Source organism: Pyxidicoccus trucidator, assembly GCF_010894435.1.
Classification (GTDB): domain Bacteria; phylum Myxococcota; class Myxococcia; order Myxococcales; family Myxococcaceae; genus Myxococcus; species Myxococcus trucidator.
The window spans coordinates 1-16,615 of record NZ_JAAIXZ010000004.1 but is presented as its reverse complement, the minus strand read 5'-3'; the positions used below and the strand labels follow the sequence as shown (position 1 = coordinate 16,615).

Below are 16,615 nucleotides of genomic sequence, written 5' to 3'. Positions count from 1 at the left end.
CGCCCGCCCCGCGGTGCAAATTCTCAGCGTATGACTACGACCATTGAGCATGTCACCTTCAACAAGGTGACGTCGTTGTACCCGGAGGAACAGGAGCTGATGGACCCGGGACAGGCAGCCCTCACACCGCAGGCCGCCGCACAGCTGAGGCAGAAGGCGAGCCACTGGCTGACCCGCGCACAGAAGGAGTTCCACGACGCCGTCTTCACGCGTGACGGCTCCGACGAAGGGCTGGACCGCTTTGCCAGCGCGCGGGCGGAGCTGGACTCGGCGGAGACCTGGGCCCTGCGCGTGGCCGAGGCCGTCTCGCGGCTCCGGGACTGAGCGCTGGCGACGGCGCGGGCCCTGCCCGCTTCACGCCACCTTCCGCACAAAGACAGACAGCGGGCGCGTCAGTTCGCGGCGCCCGGGGAGCCACCCGCCAGCGGCTCTGCTCCGCCGGCGCGGGGACGCTGCTCACCGTAGGGGAAGTAGTCCTTGAGCTTGAGCAGGTGCTTCTCGAAGAGGTTCCAGCTCACCAGCGCGAGCCCCAGCGACAGCGCCGCCGCCACGACATAGAAGACCAGCTGCATGGGGATGTCTGAGCCGCCCACCGTCCGGAGCGGCGTCCCCACCAGCGGCGCGCGGCGGAGGATGGCGTCCAGCGGCGAGTGGATGAGGTAGATGGCGTAGCTGTACTTGCCGTAGGTGCGCAGCAGCTTTGATGAAAAGAAGCGGTGCACCCAGGTGCCCGGCGCGACGGCCACGGACTTGTACACGGCCACCGCGTACACGACGGCGATGGCGGTGTAGCCGACGGTGCGCTTCACGGCCTCGTAGGTGTCGCCCGGGGGCAGCACCACCATGACGAGCACCACCGGCACGCAGGCCCAGACGGCGGGGCGCATCCAGCGGAAGGCTTTGAGGCCCAGGCCCTCCGGGTGGCGCAGCGCCAGGGACAGCAGCGCGCCCACGGCCAGCGAGTCCACGCGGCAGAACGTCACCACGTAGGTGCTCTCGTGGCTGGCGCCGGACAGGGTGAGCCCCACGCGCACCAGGATGGCCAGGGCGATGGTGCCGAGGCACAGGCGGATGGCGCCCCGGTACGACACCGCGGCGATGAGGAAGGGCCAGACGATGTAGAACTGCTCTTCAATCGCCAGGGACCACACCACGCCGAGGATGGGGTGCGTGGTGTCCACCCACAGTTGGTAGAAGTTGGAGAGGTAGAGCAGGTACCAGGTGGCGCCATCGGTGGTGATGCGTTCATCCAGGTGGAGGCGGCCGGCGAGCGCCGGCAGCACCAGGAACGACACGGCGAGGGCGAGGTAGTAGAGCGGGAAGATGCGCAGGAAGCGGCGCATGTAGAAGTTGCGGAAGAAGTACGGCTGGCCCTTCGCCTCCCACAGGATGCCGGTGATGAGGAAGCCGGAGAGGACGAAGAAGAGGTCCACGCCCGTCCAGCCGATGCCGGCCAGCCACCAGGTGGCCTTGCCCACCGCGTTGTCGGCGCTCACGTGGGTGGTGTGGAAGAAGACCACCAGCAGGACGGCCAAGCCTCGCACACCGTCGAGTACGGGCAGGTGCCCCCGAAGGAGCGGGACGTGCGCCGCCGCGGCATCCGGACGAGCGGGGTTGGCGGGCATGACGGTCGGCTCTCCTCGGGATGTCCCGCACGGCATGGCGGGAGGACACGGTGCACGTCCCTCACCGCCGCGCACGACGCCTGACTTCTACCAACCCGTGAAATTTCCAACAAGACCGGGGGCCTGGGGCACGTGGGCCCCGGGCGAGGTTTCACCTCGACACCGCGTCGCCTCGTCACCCCGGCGGCCAGGCAGGCGTGCTTCACGCTCACCCGAGCCCCAGGCCCCCGCATTCGCGGCCATCCCGCGACGCGAGCCGGAGCGGCGCAAGCAGCAGCCGGCCCCTCGGGAGGGACCGCCAGAACGCAAGCGATTGCACCAGGATGACCCAAGACAAATCCAGCCCCATGACTTGCATTGAGTGAGCCCTCCGCGGAACGTCCAGTGCCCGCCCCACCCGGGGGACTTGGGAAAAAAGCACGGGCCGGTGAAACTCCAGGCCGGCTCGTGACACGGAGGGGCCGTGGCCCTTCTTTCCGCGGTGAAGATGGTACTGGCAGGTGCGCCCCCGTCCGACATGGACCGGGAGCGGGCCCTGCTGCGCCGGGCGCGCGCCGGAGACCCCGCCGCGTTCCGGACGCTGTTCGAGCGCCATTCCCCCGGCGTGTGGCGCTTCCTGCGCGATTTGCTCCGGGACGAGGCCGCCGCGGACGAGGCGACGCAGGAGACCTTCGTGCGTGCCCACGGGCGGCTCGGCGCGCTGCGCGACGAGGACCGGCTCGGCTCCTGGCTGCTGGGCATCGCCCGGCACGTGTACCTGGAGTCCCGGCGCCACCGGGGCATCCACGTGGACGTGGACGACGAGGAGCACGCCAGCCGCGTGGAGGCGGTGCTCCCCACGCCCACGCCCGAGGACCTGCTGCTGGACCGCGAGCTGGAGGGCCTGCTGGCCGAAGCGCTGGGGATGCTGCGCGAGGAGCGGCGCGCGGCGCTGCTGCTGCGCATCGACCACGGCCTGCCGTATGAGGAGATTTCGTCGGTGATGGGCTGGTCCCTGCAGAAGGTGAAGAACGAAATCCACCGCGCCCGGCTGCAGCTCCGCGAGCAGCTGGCCGCCCACGTCGGAGGTCGGCCATGAGCGCGTGCCGTGAAGGGGAGCTGGACGCGCTGCTGGCCGGCGAGCTGTCGGCGGAGGACTCCGCGCGGGTGGATGCCCACGTGGACGCCTGCCCCGCGTGCCGGCATGCCCTGACGTGGCTCCGCCTGGAGCGCGGGTGGATGGCGCAGCGCGCGCGCCGGACGCCCTCGCGCCCCGCCCTCAGCTTCTCCGCGCTGGAGGCCCGGCTGGCCCGGCCCGCGGTGCCCCAGTGGGTCCCCCTGCCGGGCACCTGGGCCAACTGGGGGAAGATGCTGATGGGCGCCACCGCGGTGGTGGCCTTCGTCGCCCTCAGCATGGTGAAGGTGGGCCCCACGACGATGGGGGACGAGCCCTGGAGCCGCGAGACGCGCCCCAGCAGCCTGCTGACCGAGGCCTGGTGCGTGGACCCCTCGCGCGAGGCCGTGGACGCGCTCGAGGCCGCCGTGGGTGCGTGCCTCGTGGCGACGCCGCGCTGACCCTGGCCTGTCGAGAGGGCCAGCAAGCCCGCGCCCCCTGAAACGCAAAGCCCCCGGAGCCTGACGCGGCGCCGGGGGCCTTCGCTCCACTCGACTTCAGCCCACCCGCCTCACACGGCGGAGGGCCAGCGCGTCGTCACGGCACGCGCGGGAACTTCTGCCTCGCGTACCCGACGGCATCGGCGGCCTGCACCAGGCCGAAGCCGAACTGGACGTCGCGGCCGGCAGGCCCCAGCTCCCTGGCGCTCTTCTCCAGCGACTCGCGCACCTGGAGGGGGGTGAGGTTGGGATTCGAGCTCCACACGAGCGCGGCCACCCCGGCCACGTGCGGCGTGGCCATGGAGGTCCCCGTCTGCGACAGGTAGTCCGAGCCGCTGACATCGACCGTCACCTGCTGCCCGATTTGTCCCTTCATGACGCCGGCCAGCGCCAGCGTCACGGCCGTCGTGGGCACCCAGTGGGGTGACGGGTCGGTGAGCGTGAAGCCTCTCTCATCCTCTTCTTCGGCCTTGTCGTTGCCAATGATGATGGCCTTGGCGCCCGCGCGGATGACGTTGCGCGCCTTCTCCGAGAAGAGGATGCCGCCGCCACGGTCCACGTACGCCACGAACCCGTCGCAGGTGACGCCCTCGCCGCAGGAGAGGACGCTGTCCCCCAGGCCGCAGTTCACCAGCCGATTCGTGTACGTGCCGATGCCCGAGTACTCCAGGGGAGTGGTCGCGATGTCCGCGCCCGCCGCCACGATGTTCGCGAACGGCGAGGTGCCGACGATGGTGGCGCTCAGCACGCTCACGCCGGGCCCCACCAGCGACGTCTGTGGGCCGAACTGCGAGAAATCGGCCCACTCGCCGCTGAAGCGCACCGCGCCCACGGCCATCACCGAGTCATAGGCCGCGGGGAAGGAAATCCTGCTCGCGCCGGAGTTACCCGTCGCGGCGATGGACAGCATTCCGCGCTGGAGCGCCGTGGCGAAGGCCTGCTTCTCGGCGGCGTCCTCCTCCGCCGACCCCAGCGACAGCGAGGCGATGTGCGCTCCCTGCGACTGGCACCACTCGATGGCGGCGATGACGTCATCCGTCGAGCCGCTGCCCGTCACGTCCAGCACGCGGGCGATGAGCAGCGACACCGTGGGCGCCACGCCGACCACGCCGTTGACCTCCTGGCCCGGGCGCACCTTGCCCCCCGCGCCGAGCTGCGCCGCGATGGTGGCCGCGGTGTGCGTGCCATGGCCGCCGCCCCACACGACGACGCCCTCCCGGTTCGTGGACCGGTCCAGCGGCCCGTCGCCACCCGTCAGCTCGTCGTCATCGTCGACGAAGTCCTTGCCGCCGATGTAGGCCGCCTTCAGCTCGGGGTGCCTGTCATCCCAGCCGCTGTCGACGACGCACACCTTGATGCCGGTGCCCGACGGGCTGCCCGGGTCGAGCACGCCATCGCCATTGGCATCCCAGACCTCGGGGGCCTGCACCATCCGCAGGCCCTGGGTGTACTCGCCCACGGAGCCGACGGTGTTGGGGACGCCGCCCAGCCACGCGCTGGCGGGAAGGCGGGGCATCATCCCGAAGGCGCGCACCACGCGGTTCGGCCGCACCGACACCACGTCCGGGTTCTGGGCGAGCGCCTCGCGGGCCTCGGGCGTCACCCGGGCGGACACCAGGTTGAGGCTCGGGAAGCGGCGCTTCACCTGGCCTCCGGCACGCACCACCTCGGTGGCGAACGCGTCCGTGCTGGCCTTGGCGCTGGCGGAGACGCGGGGCCGGAAGGTGATGAGCACCTCCTCCGTGCCGTCCGTCAGCGCCTGCTCGCGCGGCATGTCCGGCAGGGACACCTCGGAGGTGCCCGGACAGGCCTGGGGCTCGACGTCATCCACGGGCGGCGGCTTCTTCTCGGAACAGGCCACCAGGCTTCCCACCAGCCCAAGCCAGACCCAACGCTTCATGTCGTTCTCCTTACACGCCCCGGCCAGCGGGTGGTGCGGCGGTCCTTCCGGCACGCGACTCAGGGCCGGAGTGAACGAGAGGACAGCGCGTCCCGTTCCCGGCGCGCAAGTTAAGCACGCCGGCCGGCCGGCTGCTCGGGTGCATGTCCGGCGGACAACGGGCTTTTGACACCCGTCGGATTTCAGGCGTCCGCGCTGTCCACGCCGAAGATGCGCAGTGCGTCGGACTCGTAGGTGGCGAGCTGCCGCTGCGTCTCCGCGGCATCCCACCCCAGGCGGGGCGCCATGACCTCGGCGGCCACGCGGGCGGCGGCGCGGCCCAAATCCCTCGTCTCGAAAGCCACCTTCAGCCGGCGGATGAGGAGGTCGGACAAGGTAAGCGCCAGTTCATGGGTGACGCCCCACACGGCCTCGGCGGCGCGGTAGGGCAGGCCCTCGGCGAGCGGCCGGGCCAGCGCGGGCTCGTCGCGGGTGAGCGCCCAGACGCGGCGCCAGCGGCTGCCGTAGGCGCGCACCAGATGGACGGCGGTGGCGTCGTCGCCCACCTCGGCGCGAGCGGCGGTGAACTCCGCCTCCAGGTCGGCGATGTCTCCGCCGGGCAGGGGCAGCGTCTCGGTGGAGGACTTGCGGTGGGGCTGGCCCAGGTGGCGCTCCACCGCGTCCACCACGTCGCGGGCCATGACGCGGTAGGTGGTGAGCTTGCCGCCGCTGATGGCCAGCACGCCGGCGGGGCTCACGTCGATGGCGTGCTCGCGGCTGGCGCTGCCGGCGTCCGGAGAGCCGTGGTAGCCGCTGGCCACGAGGGGCCGGATGCCGGCCCAGGCGCTCACCACGTCCTCGCGGGTGAGGTGGGCGGCGGGGAAGAAGGCGTTGGCGGACTCCAGCAGGTAGGCGACGTCGGCCTCGCTGGCGCGCACCTCGGCGGGGTGCGCGCGCGTGGCCGTCTCCGTGGTGCCGATGATGGTGAAGCCCTCGGCGGGCAGCACGAACATGACGCGGCCGTCCTTGGGGGACAGCAGCGTGAGCGCGTCACGGTGGCCCAGGCGCTCGCGCGGCACGGCGATGTGGACGCCCTTGCTGCCGCGCACCGCGGGGCCCGTCATCGCGGGCGCATCGAGCTTGCGAATCTCATCGCTCCACGGCCCGGTGGCGTTGACGATGGCGCGGGCGCGCACGGTGACTTCCTGGCCGGTGAGGTGGTCCACCACCACCGCGCCCCGGGCCTTTCCCTCGTGCAGGACGAGGCCACGGACGGAGGCGTGGTTGAGGACGGTGGCCCCGGCCTCGGACGCGCCCACGGCATTGGCCAGGGTGAGGCGCGCGTCGTCGGTGGCGGCGTCGTAGTAGCGGGCGCCGCCCTTGAGGTCCTCCGAGCGCAGGCCCGGCTCCATCTCCCGCACCTGGCGCAGGCTGAGGCTCTGGTAGCCCTTCACGTTCCGGAAGAGCGAGAGGGCGTCATAGAGCATGAGCCCCGCGGTGAGCTTCCACTTGGGGACGCGCGCGCCGGCGTAGACGGGCCAGATGAAGGCCAGGGGGCGCACCAGGTGTGGAGCGAGCTGAAGAAGCCGGCGGCGCTCGATGCTGGACTCGAAGACGAGCCCCAGGTGGCCATGCTCCAGGTAGCGCAGGCCGCCATGGATGAGGCGCGACGAGCGGCTCGACGTGCCGCTGGCGAAGTCCTCGCGCTCGACGAGTGCGACCTTGAGGCCACGCAGGGCGGCGTCGCGCGCCGAGCCCGAGCCGGTGACGCCTCCGCCGATGACGAGGAGGTCGAACTCCTCGGTGGCCAGGGCGCGCAGGCGATCCGCGCGGGACGGAGGCGGCGGGACCTCGCCCTCGGAAGACGGTTGGCGGAGCGCGGCGGATTCGGAACGCACGCACAGAGTTTAATGCGACGGCACCGTTACGGCAGGTTTATTCAATGCGCCGCGTCAAGAGCCACACAAGGCGTATGGCTCTTTCGGGCCTGTGGGTGTTGAGCGCGGGTCAACTCGCGGGGGAGGCGTCCTTGCCTGTCCTGGGGAAGACGGCTAGGAGGCGACCGACCCTCCCCTTTCCCGGGCCGAGCCTCCTTGCTGAACCCCCATGACCGACGAGACCTGGCGTGCCTGGGACTGATGGTCCTGGTGTACGGGCTCGCGATGGCGCCGGTGCTGCACGCGGTGGTGGGCCACGGCGGCGGGGGTGCTCGGCATGAGCACGCCCATGTGTCCGGAGAACGGGCGCACTCGCACGACGCGCCTCGGGACAGCCCTGACGCGCCGGAGGACGGAAAGCCGGGCCAGGGGCACGGGCCGGACGGGCACCGGCACCTGACGGGCTCGGTGGAGCACCTGCACGCGGTGGCGGCGACCTGGGCGGCGGTGGAAGCGCCGCGAGTCCGGGCCGTGTCGTGGCTGGCGGAAGTCCTCCGGGGGCCCGCGCGAGCCCCCGGAGCGGCGCCGCGCCTGACGGCGATGCCGCAGGGCCCGTAGCGGCGACACATCCAAAGTGATTCCAGAAGCGTAGGTGTCGCGCGGTCGAAGCGGAGTCCTCGGGCTCGCTTACTCGTCCGCGCCATGAATCCGTCCTGCCGGTGGAGCCGTCCACTGGAGCGACACGTGCCATGGGTGCGTGTGCTCCGGGACGTGGCTCGCGCCGCTGTCTGCCATTGCGTGCCCGTGCTCTTCGTTACCGCGTTGTCGGTGTGTGTACTTGCTGTGTCACCGGCCATCCCCCAGGACGGGGGAGAGGCTTCCGAGGCCGTGCCTGCGGCCGTTGCGCCCGACTCCTCGGCCGCCGCACCCACCGAAGCAGCGGCCACCGCACCCGCCGAAGCAGCGGCCACTGCACCCGCTGACGCACAGTCCCCTGCGCCCACCGAAGCCCCGGCCACTGCGGCCACCGACGCCCAGGCCACCGCGACCTCCGAGCCCCAGCCCACCAGCACCACGGTGGTGCGAGGCACCCGGCCCACGCAGAGCGCCTCCGAAGTCACACTCGGCCGGGACATCCTCGACGCTGCGCCGAGAACGAGCGCCGTCGACCTGCTCCGCGCCGTGCCGGGGCTCGTGGCCTCGCAGCACAGCGGCGAGGGCAAGGCGCACCAGCTCTTCCTGCGCGGCTTCGATGCGCTGCACGGGCAGGACGTGGAGCTGGACGTGGGCGGCCTGCCGGTGAACGAGGTAAGCCACATCCACGCGCTCGGCTACGCGGACACGAACTTCGTCATCCCCGAGGTCGTCCAGGCGCTCGAAGTCACGGAGGGTTCCTACCGCGCGTCGCAGGGAGACTTCGCCGTCGCCGGCACGGTGCGCATGGACCTGGGAGTCGAGGAGCCCGGCGTCCACCTCGCGGGCACGCTGGGCCAGTTCGGACAGCGGCGGCTCGTCGCCACCGTGCGCCCGGGAGACGACGAGGGCACCTTCGCCGCCGTGGAGCTGGGCCAGGGCCGGGGCTACGGCTCACAGCGGGGCTACGGGCGCGCGTCCCTCCTCGCGCAGGCCACCGCGAAGCTCGGCGAGGGGCTCACGGTGCGGGCGCTCGGAGGCAGCTACGTCACGCGCTTCGACTCGCCGGGCGTGGTGCGCGAGGACGACCTGCTCGCGGGCCGCAGCACCTTCTTCTCTCCCTCCACGTCGCGGCAGGGAGGCAACGTCTCGCGGCACCAGCTGCTGCTGGGCGTGGAGCTGCCTCGCACCGGGAAGGGACGCACGAAGCTGGAGGTCTTCGGAATCCTCACGGACCTGCGGCTGCGCAACAACTTCACCGGCTACCGCGTGGACGTGCGCGGGGACGGGCTGGAGCAGACGAACGACGGCAGCACGCTGGGCGCCCGCGCCGAGCACCGCCGGAATGTGACGGCGTTCGGCCGTCCCGTCGCGCTGGAGCTGGGCCTGGGCGCCCGTCGCGACGGCGTGGAGCAGACGCAGCGCCGCTACCGCGAGTCCGACGGCACCTTCTTCTCGGACGAAGTGGACGCGCGCATCACCCAGACGGACGTGTGGGGCTGGGCGGAGGGGCGCATGTCGCTGGGCCGCTGGGCGCTGCGCCTGGGCGGACGGGCGGACGCGCTGGGCGTGGAGGTCTTCGACGCGCTCGCCTTCAGCGACCCGCGCTTCTACGACGGGCGGGGCTACTCGCGCAGCGCCTTCGGCATGCACCTGGGCGCGAAGGCGGGCGTGGAGTACGCGCTCGGAGACGGCGCGGAGGCGTGGCGCCTGTTCGCCAGCTACGGAGACGGCTTCCGCTCGCCGCAGGCGCGCAGCCTGTCGGAAGGAGAGCGCGCCCCCTTCGTCGCCGTGAGGGGTGCGGAGCTGGGCGCCCGCCGTGACGGCGAGCGCTGGGCGGCGCAGGTGAGCCTCTTCGGCTCGCAGGTGGAGAACGACTTCTTCTTCGACCACACGGTGGGCAGCACCGTGTACACGGGCGAGACGCTGCGCTCGGGAGTGTCCGCCGCCGTGCAGGCGCGGCCACTTCCCGGCCTCGTCGCGGCGCTGAGCGCCACCTTGGCGCACGCGTACGTGACGAAGACGGACACGCTGCTCCCCTACTTCGCGCCGCTGGTGGCCCGCGCGGACGTGGGCTGGGAGCGTCCCGTGACGTGGGCCTGGCTGGGCGGCACGGGCGCCACCTTCTCGGTGGGCACGGGCCTCACGCTGCTCGGCCCCAGGCCGCTGCCCTTCGACGAGCGCAGCCGCACCGTGTTCCTCGCGGACGCGTACACGGCGGTGCGGCGGGGCGAGCTGGGCCTGCGGCTGGAGGTGAAGAACGCCCTCGACTCGCGCTGGCGCGATGGCGAGTTCGTCTACAGCTCGCGCTTCGACCCGGAGTCCGCGCCCAGCCTCGTACCGGCAAGACACTTCACCGCGGGGTCGCCTCGGCAGGCCTCGCTCACCCTGGAGGTTCACCTGTGATTCGCAGACACGTGCTGACGGGCGCACTCGCGCTGGCCGCCGCGTCCACGGCCCTGAGCGGCTGTGGCAGCGAGGCGGAGCGCCGCACCTTCCCCGTCGAGGTGACGGCCACGCGCCCCAGCGGTGCCAACGAGCGGGGCTGGACGGTGACGGTGGAGTCCGCGCACGCCTGCCTGGGCCCGGTGCGCTTCTTCGAGGGCCGCGTGCTGCTGTCGTCCCGGAGCACGCCGCGCTTCGACTGGTACTCGCTCATCGGCGGCACGGCGCACGCGCACCCGGGCCACTACCTGCCAGGGGACGCGATGGGCGAGGTGCTGACCACCTCCACCGTGGACCTGCTGGCCGGAGCGCCGCTGGGAGACGCCAACGCGGTGACGGGTGAGTACGGCTCGCTGGAGCTGACGCTGCAGCCGCCCACCGCCTCGACGGATGCGACAGGCGCACTGGGGGGCCACGCGGTGCGGGTGCGGGGCACTGCGCGCAACGCGGACGGCGGCACGGTGCGCTTCGACGCGGTGGCGGACCTGCCGGCGCCGGTGGCCGGAGTGCGTTTCGAGAAGTCCCTGGGGATGGAGGCGGGCCGGGTGCGCATCGCCGTGGACCTGGGGAAGTGGCTGGGCCGCATCGACTTCGCCACCGCGACCGACCCGGACGCGGATGGCGTCTACACCTTCCCCGCTGGCAGCCAGGCGCAGAATGCGCTGGTGCGCGGCGTGGAAGACACCACCACCTACGTCGTGACGTGGGAAGAAGGAGCCGCGCAATGAAGAACTGGATGCTGGGACTGTCGTTCCTCGGGCTGGCCGCTTGCGGTGAGGGCAAGGGCACCGTCACCTTCACCACGTACGGAGAGGACTACATCGAGAAGGAAATCCCCGCGGCCGTCGGAGGCGGGGCTGGCTTCGTGGACGGCTGGACGGTGAAGTACGGCAAGTTCCTGGTGATGCTGGGCGAGGTGAAGGTGGCCACGCAGGACGAGACCGCCGCGCAGCAGGGCCAGGCGAAGGTGTTCGACGTGCACAAGCCCGGGCCGGTGGTGGTGGAGACCTTCACGGACCTGCCGTCGAAGGACTGGGACCACGTCAGCTATGCGATTGCTCCCTGGCCGGAGGCGGTGGCCGCCAACGCGGACGCGCAGGACGTGGCGCTGATGAAGACGGAGGGCTACTCCGTCTACGTGGAGGGCACGGCGACGAAGGGCTCGGTGACGAAGCGCTTCGCCTGGGGTTTCCCCACGAACACCCTGTACGAGCGCTGTGAGAATCCCGACCTGGGCGAGGGCGTGACGGTGCCGGACGGAGGAGAGGAGACGGTGGAGCTGACCATGCACGGCGACCACCTCTTCTTCGACGACCTCCAGTCGCCGGACGCGAAGATGCGCTTCGACGCGCTGGCGGCGGCGGACAAGCTGGGCATCGCCGGTGCGGATGGGGAAATCCTGCTGGAGGAGCTGGAGGCGGTGGACCTGACGGAGCTGCCGTCGGGCCAGTACGGCACGGGCGGCGTGGGTGGCGTGCGCAACCTGCGCGACTTCGTCACGGCGCTGGTGCGGACGGTGGGCCACTACCGCGGCGAAGGCGAGTGCTCCCCCAAGTCGCGCTGACCCGGGACGACGGAACCGCGCTGGCGCGATGAGCGCGGCAGGGAGCGCCGCGAGGCCTCACCGCGCCAGCGAGCCAGGACCTGGGGCCGACCCTCCCCGGTCCTGGAGGTGCTGCGGAAGCGCCAGGCGCTAGCTCTTGCGCTGGTTGCCGCCCGAGCCCGACGAGTTCCCCGTGTTCGGCGAGGAGCTGTTGCCGTCCTGCGGGGTGTTCTGCTGGTGCCGGTTCGGGTTCATCTGGTTGGAGCGGTTGTCCTGCGAGGCCTTCTGCGCAGGGTTGTTGGGATTCTTGGTGTCGGAGCGCTGATCGTTGGGGTTGGGGGTCTTGCCGCTGTCCTTGCTCATGGACCTACCTCGGGAGCCCCTGGCGTAAGTGCCAGGGGAGGGCCGCAAAGTAGGAAGGACGCTCGGGCGGGACACTCGGCCGGAGGGCCCGCGCGGTGTCGGGAAACGCACGCCCGCCCGAGGCCTGCGCGACGAGGCGGGAGCGGACCGGGATGCCGCCGCGAGCCGGGGTGCCTACCTCCTGCCCGAGGAGGTGATGGACGCGTGAGGATGGTGACTTATGAACGCAGCGGGCGGACGAACACCGGAGCCCAGGCGCTGCGGCTGGAAGGGCTCAAGCTGCTGAAGGTGCTGGAGCAGGGCGAGGTGGTGACCGAGCGCGCCCTGACCGCGGACGAGGTCCAGAAGCTGGGCCCGCTGCTCGAAGAGGCCGGACGTGGCCCGGTGCCCGCCGTCCTGGTGCCCCAGTCGGGCGGGCTGGACGACGGGCTGGCCGTGACGCTGGCCTTCGAGGACGAGGAGTCCCCCCGCGTGCGACTGGCCACGAAGCGGCTCCCCGCGCGTGGAGCGGGCCCCGCGTACGACACGCTGCTCGCGGAGCTGGATGCCCTGCTGACGTCCGAGCTTCACGCGCGTGCGCCCAGGCATGCGCACGTCGTCTGGCCGCACGAGCTGCGCGAGGAGGAATGACCGCGGCGTACGTCCCGGGCGCCGGACACGGCGCGCTCGAAGCGCTAGCGGGCGGGCCAGGACGTAGGTCCAGGTGGGGTTGCCGGGGGCGCGGTGTTCTGTGAAGAGAGGGGGATGAGGCGCGTGCAGTTCTCCGTGCATCGCACGGTGGGAGAAGCGCGGCTGCTGGCGGGAGCACTCGAGGCCACAGGCGTGTCGGTGGAGGTGCGCGGCGAATCGCTCGCTCCGCTGAGCGGAGAGATTCCGAGCGGAGAGACGTGGGTGGAGCTCTGGCTCTGGCCGCCCGACGTGGAGCAGGCCCGGGGGCTGCTCGCGGAGCTGCGGGAGAACCAGGAGGCGGCGGAGCGCAGCGTGGACTGCCCCCGCTGTCGTGAGGAGAACCCGGGCAACTTCGAGCTGTGCTGGAGCTGCGGCCTGGAGCTTCCTTCCGGGCTGCGGCCCCGGCTACGAGCGGTATAGACGTGGCACGCACGGGAAGCAGTGGCGGCGTCCTCTTCGGGGAGGCATGGAAGTGGGGCTGGAAGAGCGGCAGCAGGAGGAGCGCGTGGACCCTTCGTCGGTGACGGCAGGGGCCGAATCGCGAGGGCCGATCGCGCGGCGCTGGCGTCGACTGGACCGGGGGCTGCGTCGATTGCTGGCGATATGCATCGTCGCCCTGCTCATCCACCTCATTCCCCTCTTCCTGCCTCGGAACATGCCGGAGCAGGAGCTGGCCATCGCCCGCGTGGCGACGACCGCCGAGGAGCGGGTGCGCTTCCTGATGCCGCTGCGAGAGCACCCGAAGGCCACGCCCGCGGAGTTGCGTGAGGCCGCGGAGCTGCTGCTCGAAGGTGCTCCGGCCGAGGCCCGCGAGCTGGCAAAGGAGGCGGAGCGAAGGGACCCGCGCGCTGTGGAGAACCAGCTTCTGCTCGCGCGCATCTGCGACGTGGAGCGGATGGACCGGTGTGTGAGCACCTCACTGGAGCGCGCGACGCAGGTGGCTCCAGGAGACGCCCGGCCGGACCTGCTCCGGGCGGACCTGCAGGAGAAGGACGGCGACGTGCAGGGAGCGGCCGAGTCGCTGCGGCGAGCGTACGTCAAGGCACCGGCGGACCCCCTGGTGGCCCTGCGCTACGTGAGGCTGCTGAGCGCCGCGAAGCGAGGGGACGAGGCGAGGTCCGTGCTGAACGGGCTCCAGGGGCGGCTGCCGCGCTCCAGGCTACTGGTGGAGCAGGGCCGGGTATGGACGCGCGAGGGCCGGGACGCGGAGGCAGTGAAGCTCTTCCGAAAGGCGGTAGAGGAGGACCCGAGGCTGGGCGTCGGCTATTTCGAGCTCGGGCTCGCGTGGTTCCGGCTGGGAAACGTCGAGGCGGCGGAAGAGGCGCTGCGCCAGGCGGACCGGCTGGATTTGGAGGACCCCAAGGCCCTGGCGGCGCTGTGCGCGATGCAGCTCGAGGGCGGGCGCATCAACGACGCCCGGCTGACGCGGATGGACCTGGAGCGGCGCTTCTCCGGCAAGCCGGAGCTCATCCGCCAGTCGTGCAGCATCCCCTGAGGTGGAGCCCGCGTCAGCGAGGCTCGGTGCCGCGAAGCTGACGGAGCATCTTCGCGGAGGCCTTCACCTCGGCGTCCACGGAGCCATCCACCCGCTCGGTGCGGACGACGGCCTGCAGGTAGGGGAGCGCCTCGTCGTCGCGCCCCTGATGGAAGAGCAGCTCTCCGAGCGCGAAGCGGGCGCGGGTGAGCAATATGAGGTCCTCGGCCGCGACGGCGGCGTCGATGGCGTCGCTGAGGGCGGACTCCGCCAGCTCGGGCTGCCCCCGGGCGAGGAGCTCTCGGGAGCGCTGGATGTATTCCTGGACGTTCATGACCTGGACGAATCGGCGGCCGGGAGGGGACGTGGAGGGCCGCTCCGCGTTAAGGGTAACCAGCCATGGACGAGAAGCGCATTGCCGAGCTGGAACTCCGCTACATGCAGCAGCAGGACCTGCTGCAGGAGCTGAGCGACGTGCTGTACGACCAGCAGAAGGTCCTCTCCGCGCTGCGTGCGGAGATGGAGGTGCTCAAGCAGAAGCTCGCGGGAGACCCGGGCCTGGTGGACGCCCGGCAGCAGGAGCGTCCACCCCACTACTGAGGCTCAGAACTTGTAGCCCAGGCGCAGGCCGATGATGGGGTTGGGGCTGAGGTAGCCCACCTCGATGCCGATGCTTGCCGCCTTGCCCTGGAGGCCGAAGCCGAAGGCCGCGTGAGCGCGGAACACGTCGTCGTCCCCTCGGCCGAAGACAAGCCAGGGGCCGGCCATGCCCTCGATGTAGATGCGGTTCCGGGCGAGGTTGGCGCGCAGGATGATGTCGAGCGGGATGCCGACGTCATTTCCATCCGTGATGAGCGCGGCGCCAAACCGGGCACCGACGGACAGCGGGCCCGTGATGCGCGTCTCCACACCGAGCGTGAAGTTGAACGCGGCGCTGTCATCAATCCAGTAGTCGGCTCCGAGCCCGACGCGGACGCCAGCGGCCTCGGAAGTCGTAGGGGCGAAGAACAGGCCGACCGCGAACAGCGCACCGAGGCAGGGACGAAGCAGCTTCATGCGAGAGGCTCCTCAGTAAGGGGGAACGCCACTCAATCAAGCCGCGAGCAGGCAGGCCAGTCACACAGTGGCTTCAGCACGTGTGAAACACGAAGTTCCCTCGGACACAGTCAGTCTCAGCGGAAGGGGGACACTCCCAGCGGACGAAGCGCTGGAGTCCCAGTGAGACGAGGCCCGGAGGCGCGCCACGCGCAACGGCCGCCACCGCGCAGTTCACGAGGTGGGCGAGCGTGACAGGGCGCGATTAGACAGCGGGACGTCAAGGAGACGCCGCATGAAAGCCATTCGCTATCACCAGGTGGGCGGGCCCGAGGTTCTCCGGCTCGAGGAAGTCCCCGAGCCGGTGGCAGGCCCCGGAGAGGTGCGCATCCGGGTCCGGGCCGCGGGAGTGAACTTCGCGGACACGGAGCGCCGTCGGGGGCTCTACGACTCCAAGGTGCCGCTGCCCCGAATCCTCGGAAGCGAAGCGGCGGGAGTGGTGGAGTCCGTGGGCGCGGGCGTCGACGCGAGCTGGGTCGGTCGCCGGGTGGTGGCGCTGGCGAAGCAAAGCTACGCGGAGCTCGTGACGGCGCCGGAGCAGGAGTTGCTGGCGCTTCCGGAGCGCGTTTCCTTCGAGGAAGCCGCGGGACTCCTCGTCCAGGGGCTCACGGCCTGGCACCTCGTCCACACGGTGGGCCGGGTGACGGAGAGACAGTCCGTCCTCATCCACGCGGCCGCGGGCGGAGTCGGCCTGCTGGCAATCCAGCTCGCGAAGGCTGCGGGAGCGAGGGTGCTGGGAACGGTGTCGACGGAGGCGAAGGCCCGGCTCGCACGGGAGCTCGGGGCAGACGAAGTCCTCCTGTATGGCGAAGGTGACGTCGCGGAACAGGTCCGCGCGCTGACGGGAGGACAGGGCGTGGAGCTGGTGCTCGACTCGGTGGGAGCAAGCACCTGGAAGAGCAGCCTCGAAGCCCTGGCGCCTTTCGGCCACCTGGTGAGCTACGGCAGCGCGAGTGGCGCACCGCCCCCGGTGGACGTGGAGGCGCTCTATGAGAAGTCCTTGAAGGTGAGCGCCTACTGGCTGCACACCCGACACCCGCCCGCGCTGCAACGCCAGGCACGCGAGACCCTGGGGCGGGAGCTGGCCGAAGGACGGCTGCAGGTGCGAGCGGGACTGGTGCTCGACCTGGCCGAAGCCGCCGAGGCCCACCGCCAGCTGGAGGGCCGGGGCACGGCAGGCAAGGTGGTGCTGCGAGTCCCGTAGCGCCGCGGTGGCCTCACAGGTGTCAGGCCCAGGCCCGGGAGACGGCGGGAAACCACGCCTCCCGTGTCCGCGTCCCGAGGCAGGACGCAGAAAAAAGAAAACCCCCGTTGCCACGAGGGCAACGGGGGTTCTCAAAAAGAATCCGGCAGCGACCTACTCTCCCGCGCGGTTTCCCGCGAAGTACCATCGGCTCTGGAGGGCTTAACTTCCGTGTT

General features: G+C 71.3%; 18 protein-coding genes and 1 rRNA gene. 12 read left to right on the top strand and 7 right to left on the bottom strand.

Features of this window, described 5'->3' with window-relative positions; translation table 11 throughout:
- The first annotated feature begins 30 nt into the window (after nucleotides 1-30).
- On the top strand, nucleotides 31-324 hold the full coding sequence (locus G4D85_RS13425; protein WP_164011868.1) for a FruA-associating protein, FapA: 294 nt from the start codon (nucleotides 31-33) through the stop codon (nucleotides 322-324).
- Nucleotides 325-392: 68 nt separating this feature from the next.
- Here G4D85_RS13425 and G4D85_RS13420 read toward each other — a convergent pair whose 3' ends face one another.
- On the bottom strand, nucleotides 393-1,625 hold the full coding sequence (locus G4D85_RS13420; RefSeq protein WP_164011866.1) for an acyltransferase family protein: 1,233 nt from the start codon (nucleotides 1,623-1,625) through the stop codon (nucleotides 393-395).
- A gap of 463 nt (nucleotides 1,626-2,088) precedes the next feature.
- Between G4D85_RS13420 and G4D85_RS13415 the strand changes: the two genes are divergently transcribed.
- Together G4D85_RS13415 and G4D85_RS13410 are read left to right on the top strand one after the other, a co-directional pair.
- Complete coding sequence (locus G4D85_RS13415; protein ID WP_164011865.1) at nucleotides 2,089-2,703, top strand: RNA polymerase sigma factor; 615 nt, start codon at nucleotides 2,089-2,091, stop codon at nucleotides 2,701-2,703.
- The gene (locus tag G4D85_RS13410) at nucleotides 2,700-3,179 is read left to right on the top strand and encodes an anti-sigma factor family protein (RefSeq protein WP_164011863.1); all 480 of its coding nucleotides are present in this window, start codon (nucleotides 2,700-2,702) and stop codon (nucleotides 3,177-3,179) included. The genes G4D85_RS13415 and G4D85_RS13410 overlap by 4 nt, the downstream gene beginning before the upstream one ends.
- Nucleotides 3,180-3,315: 136 nt before the next feature.
- On the opposite strand, the gene G4D85_RS13405 is transcribed toward G4D85_RS13410, so the two are convergent.
- Entirely contained in the window at nucleotides 3,316-5,118 is a 1,803-nt protein-coding gene (locus G4D85_RS13405) for a S8 family serine peptidase (protein ID WP_164011861.1), read from the bottom strand.
- A gap of 182 nt (nucleotides 5,119-5,300) precedes the next feature.
- Complete coding sequence (gene glpD / locus G4D85_RS13400; RefSeq protein WP_164011859.1) at nucleotides 5,301-6,995, bottom strand: glycerol-3-phosphate dehydrogenase; 1,695 nt, start codon at nucleotides 6,993-6,995, stop codon at nucleotides 5,301-5,303.
- A 195-nt stretch (nucleotides 6,996-7,190) separates the two neighbouring features.
- Between glpD and G4D85_RS13395 the strand changes: the two genes are divergently transcribed.
- The 4 genes from G4D85_RS13395 to G4D85_RS13380 all read left to right on the top strand — a co-directional run bounded on the left by G4D85_RS13395 (nucleotide 7,191) and on the right by G4D85_RS13380 (nucleotide 11,616).
- Entirely contained in the window at nucleotides 7,191-7,592 is a 402-nt protein-coding gene (locus tag G4D85_RS13395; RefSeq protein WP_205525536.1) for a hypothetical protein, read from the top strand.
- Between the two features lie 270 nt (nucleotides 7,593-7,862).
- Complete coding sequence (locus G4D85_RS13390) at nucleotides 7,863-10,013, top strand: TonB-dependent receptor (RefSeq protein ID WP_420821705.1); 2,151 nt, start codon at nucleotides 7,863-7,865, stop codon at nucleotides 10,011-10,013.
- Entirely contained in the window at nucleotides 10,010-10,780 is a 771-nt protein-coding gene (locus G4D85_RS13385; RefSeq protein ID WP_164011855.1) for a hypothetical protein, read from the top strand. The genes G4D85_RS13390 and G4D85_RS13385 overlap by 4 nt, the downstream gene beginning before the upstream one ends.
- Nucleotides 10,777-11,616 carry a hypothetical protein gene (locus tag G4D85_RS13380; protein ID WP_164011853.1) on the top strand — a complete coding sequence of 280 codons (840 nt, stop codon included), beginning with the start codon at nucleotides 10,777-10,779 and terminating at the stop codon, nucleotides 11,614-11,616. The genes G4D85_RS13385 and G4D85_RS13380 overlap by 4 nt, the downstream gene beginning before the upstream one ends.
- 129 nt (nucleotides 11,617-11,745) lie before the next feature.
- On the opposite strand, the gene G4D85_RS13375 is transcribed toward G4D85_RS13380, so the two are convergent.
- Nucleotides 11,746-11,958, bottom strand: coding sequence for a hypothetical protein (locus G4D85_RS13375; RefSeq protein WP_164011851.1), 213 nt, complete (start codon nucleotides 11,956-11,958; stop codon nucleotides 11,746-11,748).
- Nucleotides 11,959-12,162: 204 nt separating this feature from the next.
- Between G4D85_RS13375 and G4D85_RS13370 the strand changes: the two genes are divergently transcribed.
- The 3 genes from G4D85_RS13370 (at nucleotide 12,163) to G4D85_RS13360 (ending at nucleotide 14,122) form a co-directional block, all read left to right on the top strand.
- Nucleotides 12,163-12,588: a hypothetical protein gene (locus G4D85_RS13370; RefSeq protein WP_164011849.1), complete on the top strand. Its 426-nt coding sequence runs from the start codon at nucleotides 12,163-12,165 to the stop codon at nucleotides 12,586-12,588.
- Between the two features lie 114 nt (nucleotides 12,589-12,702).
- Nucleotides 12,703-13,047: a putative signal transducing protein gene (locus G4D85_RS13365; protein WP_164011847.1), complete on the top strand. Its 345-nt coding sequence runs from the start codon at nucleotides 12,703-12,705 to the stop codon at nucleotides 13,045-13,047.
- A gap of 46 nt (nucleotides 13,048-13,093) precedes the next feature.
- Complete coding sequence (locus tag G4D85_RS13360; RefSeq protein WP_164011845.1) at nucleotides 13,094-14,122, top strand: tetratricopeptide repeat protein; 1,029 nt, start codon at nucleotides 13,094-13,096, stop codon at nucleotides 14,120-14,122.
- Nucleotides 14,123-14,135: 13 nt separating this feature from the next.
- Here the strand turns inward: G4D85_RS13360 and G4D85_RS13355 are convergent, their stop codons facing one another.
- Nucleotides 14,136-14,435: a hypothetical protein gene (locus G4D85_RS13355; protein WP_164011843.1), complete on the bottom strand. Its 300-nt coding sequence runs from the start codon at nucleotides 14,433-14,435 to the stop codon at nucleotides 14,136-14,138.
- A 65-nt stretch (nucleotides 14,436-14,500) separates the two neighbouring features.
- Here G4D85_RS13355 and G4D85_RS13350 point away from each other — a divergent pair, with 65 nt between their 5' ends.
- Nucleotides 14,501-14,701, top strand: a complete 201-nt coding sequence (locus G4D85_RS13350; protein ID WP_164011841.1) for a SlyX family protein — start codon at nucleotides 14,501-14,503, stop codon at nucleotides 14,699-14,701.
- A gap of 3 nt (nucleotides 14,702-14,704) precedes the next feature.
- Here G4D85_RS13350 and G4D85_RS13345 read toward each other — a convergent pair whose 3' ends face one another.
- Entirely contained in the window at nucleotides 14,705-15,157 is a 453-nt protein-coding gene (locus G4D85_RS13345) for a hypothetical protein (protein WP_164011838.1), read from the bottom strand.
- Nucleotides 15,158-15,431: 274 nt separating this feature from the next.
- On the opposite strand from G4D85_RS13345, the gene G4D85_RS13340 reads away from it, so the two are divergent.
- A complete protein-coding gene (locus G4D85_RS13340) occupies nucleotides 15,432-16,400 on the top strand; it encodes a quinone oxidoreductase family protein (protein WP_164011836.1) in 969 nt (322 codons plus the stop codon).
- Between the two features lie 140 nt (nucleotides 16,401-16,540).
- Here G4D85_RS13340 and rrf read toward each other — a convergent pair.
- A 5S ribosomal RNA gene (gene rrf / locus G4D85_RS13335) occupies nucleotides 16,541-16,615 on the bottom strand; the annotation flags it as partial.

Coding starts and splice junctions, on each gene's coding strand:
- G4D85_RS13375 (WP_164011851.1), bottom strand. CDS start 11,958: ATGAGCAAGGACAGCGGCAAGACCCCCAACCCCAACGATCAGCGCTCC.
- G4D85_RS13410 (WP_164011863.1), top strand. CDS start 2,700: ATGAGCGCGTGCCGTGAAGGGGAGCTGGACGCGCTGCTGGCCGGCGAG.
- G4D85_RS13350 (WP_164011841.1), top strand. CDS start 14,501: ATGGACGAGAAGCGCATTGCCGAGCTGGAACTCCGCTACATGCAGCAG.
- G4D85_RS13380 (WP_164011853.1), top strand. CDS start 10,777: ATGAAGAACTGGATGCTGGGACTGTCGTTCCTCGGGCTGGCCGCTTGC.
- G4D85_RS13340 (WP_164011836.1), top strand. CDS start 15,432: ATGAAAGCCATTCGCTATCACCAGGTGGGCGGGCCCGAGGTTCTCCGG.
- G4D85_RS13345 (WP_164011838.1), bottom strand. CDS start 15,157: ATGAAGCTGCTTCGTCCCTGCCTCGGTGCGCTGTTCGCGGTCGGCCTG.
- G4D85_RS13425 (WP_164011868.1), top strand. CDS start 31: ATGACTACGACCATTGAGCATGTCACCTTCAACAAGGTGACGTCGTTG.
- G4D85_RS13405 (WP_164011861.1), bottom strand. CDS start 5,118: ATGAAGCGTTGGGTCTGGCTTGGGCTGGTGGGAAGCCTGGTGGCCTGT.
- G4D85_RS13360 (WP_164011845.1), top strand. CDS start 13,094: ATGGAAGTGGGGCTGGAAGAGCGGCAGCAGGAGGAGCGCGTGGACCCT.
- G4D85_RS13355 (WP_164011843.1), bottom strand. CDS start 14,435: ATGAACGTCCAGGAATACATCCAGCGCTCCCGAGAGCTCCTCGCCCGG.
- G4D85_RS13365 (WP_164011847.1), top strand. CDS start 12,703: ATGAGGCGCGTGCAGTTCTCCGTGCATCGCACGGTGGGAGAAGCGCGG.
- G4D85_RS13420 (WP_164011866.1), bottom strand. CDS start 1,625: ATGCCCGCCAACCCCGCTCGTCCGGATGCCGCGGCGGCGCACGTCCCG.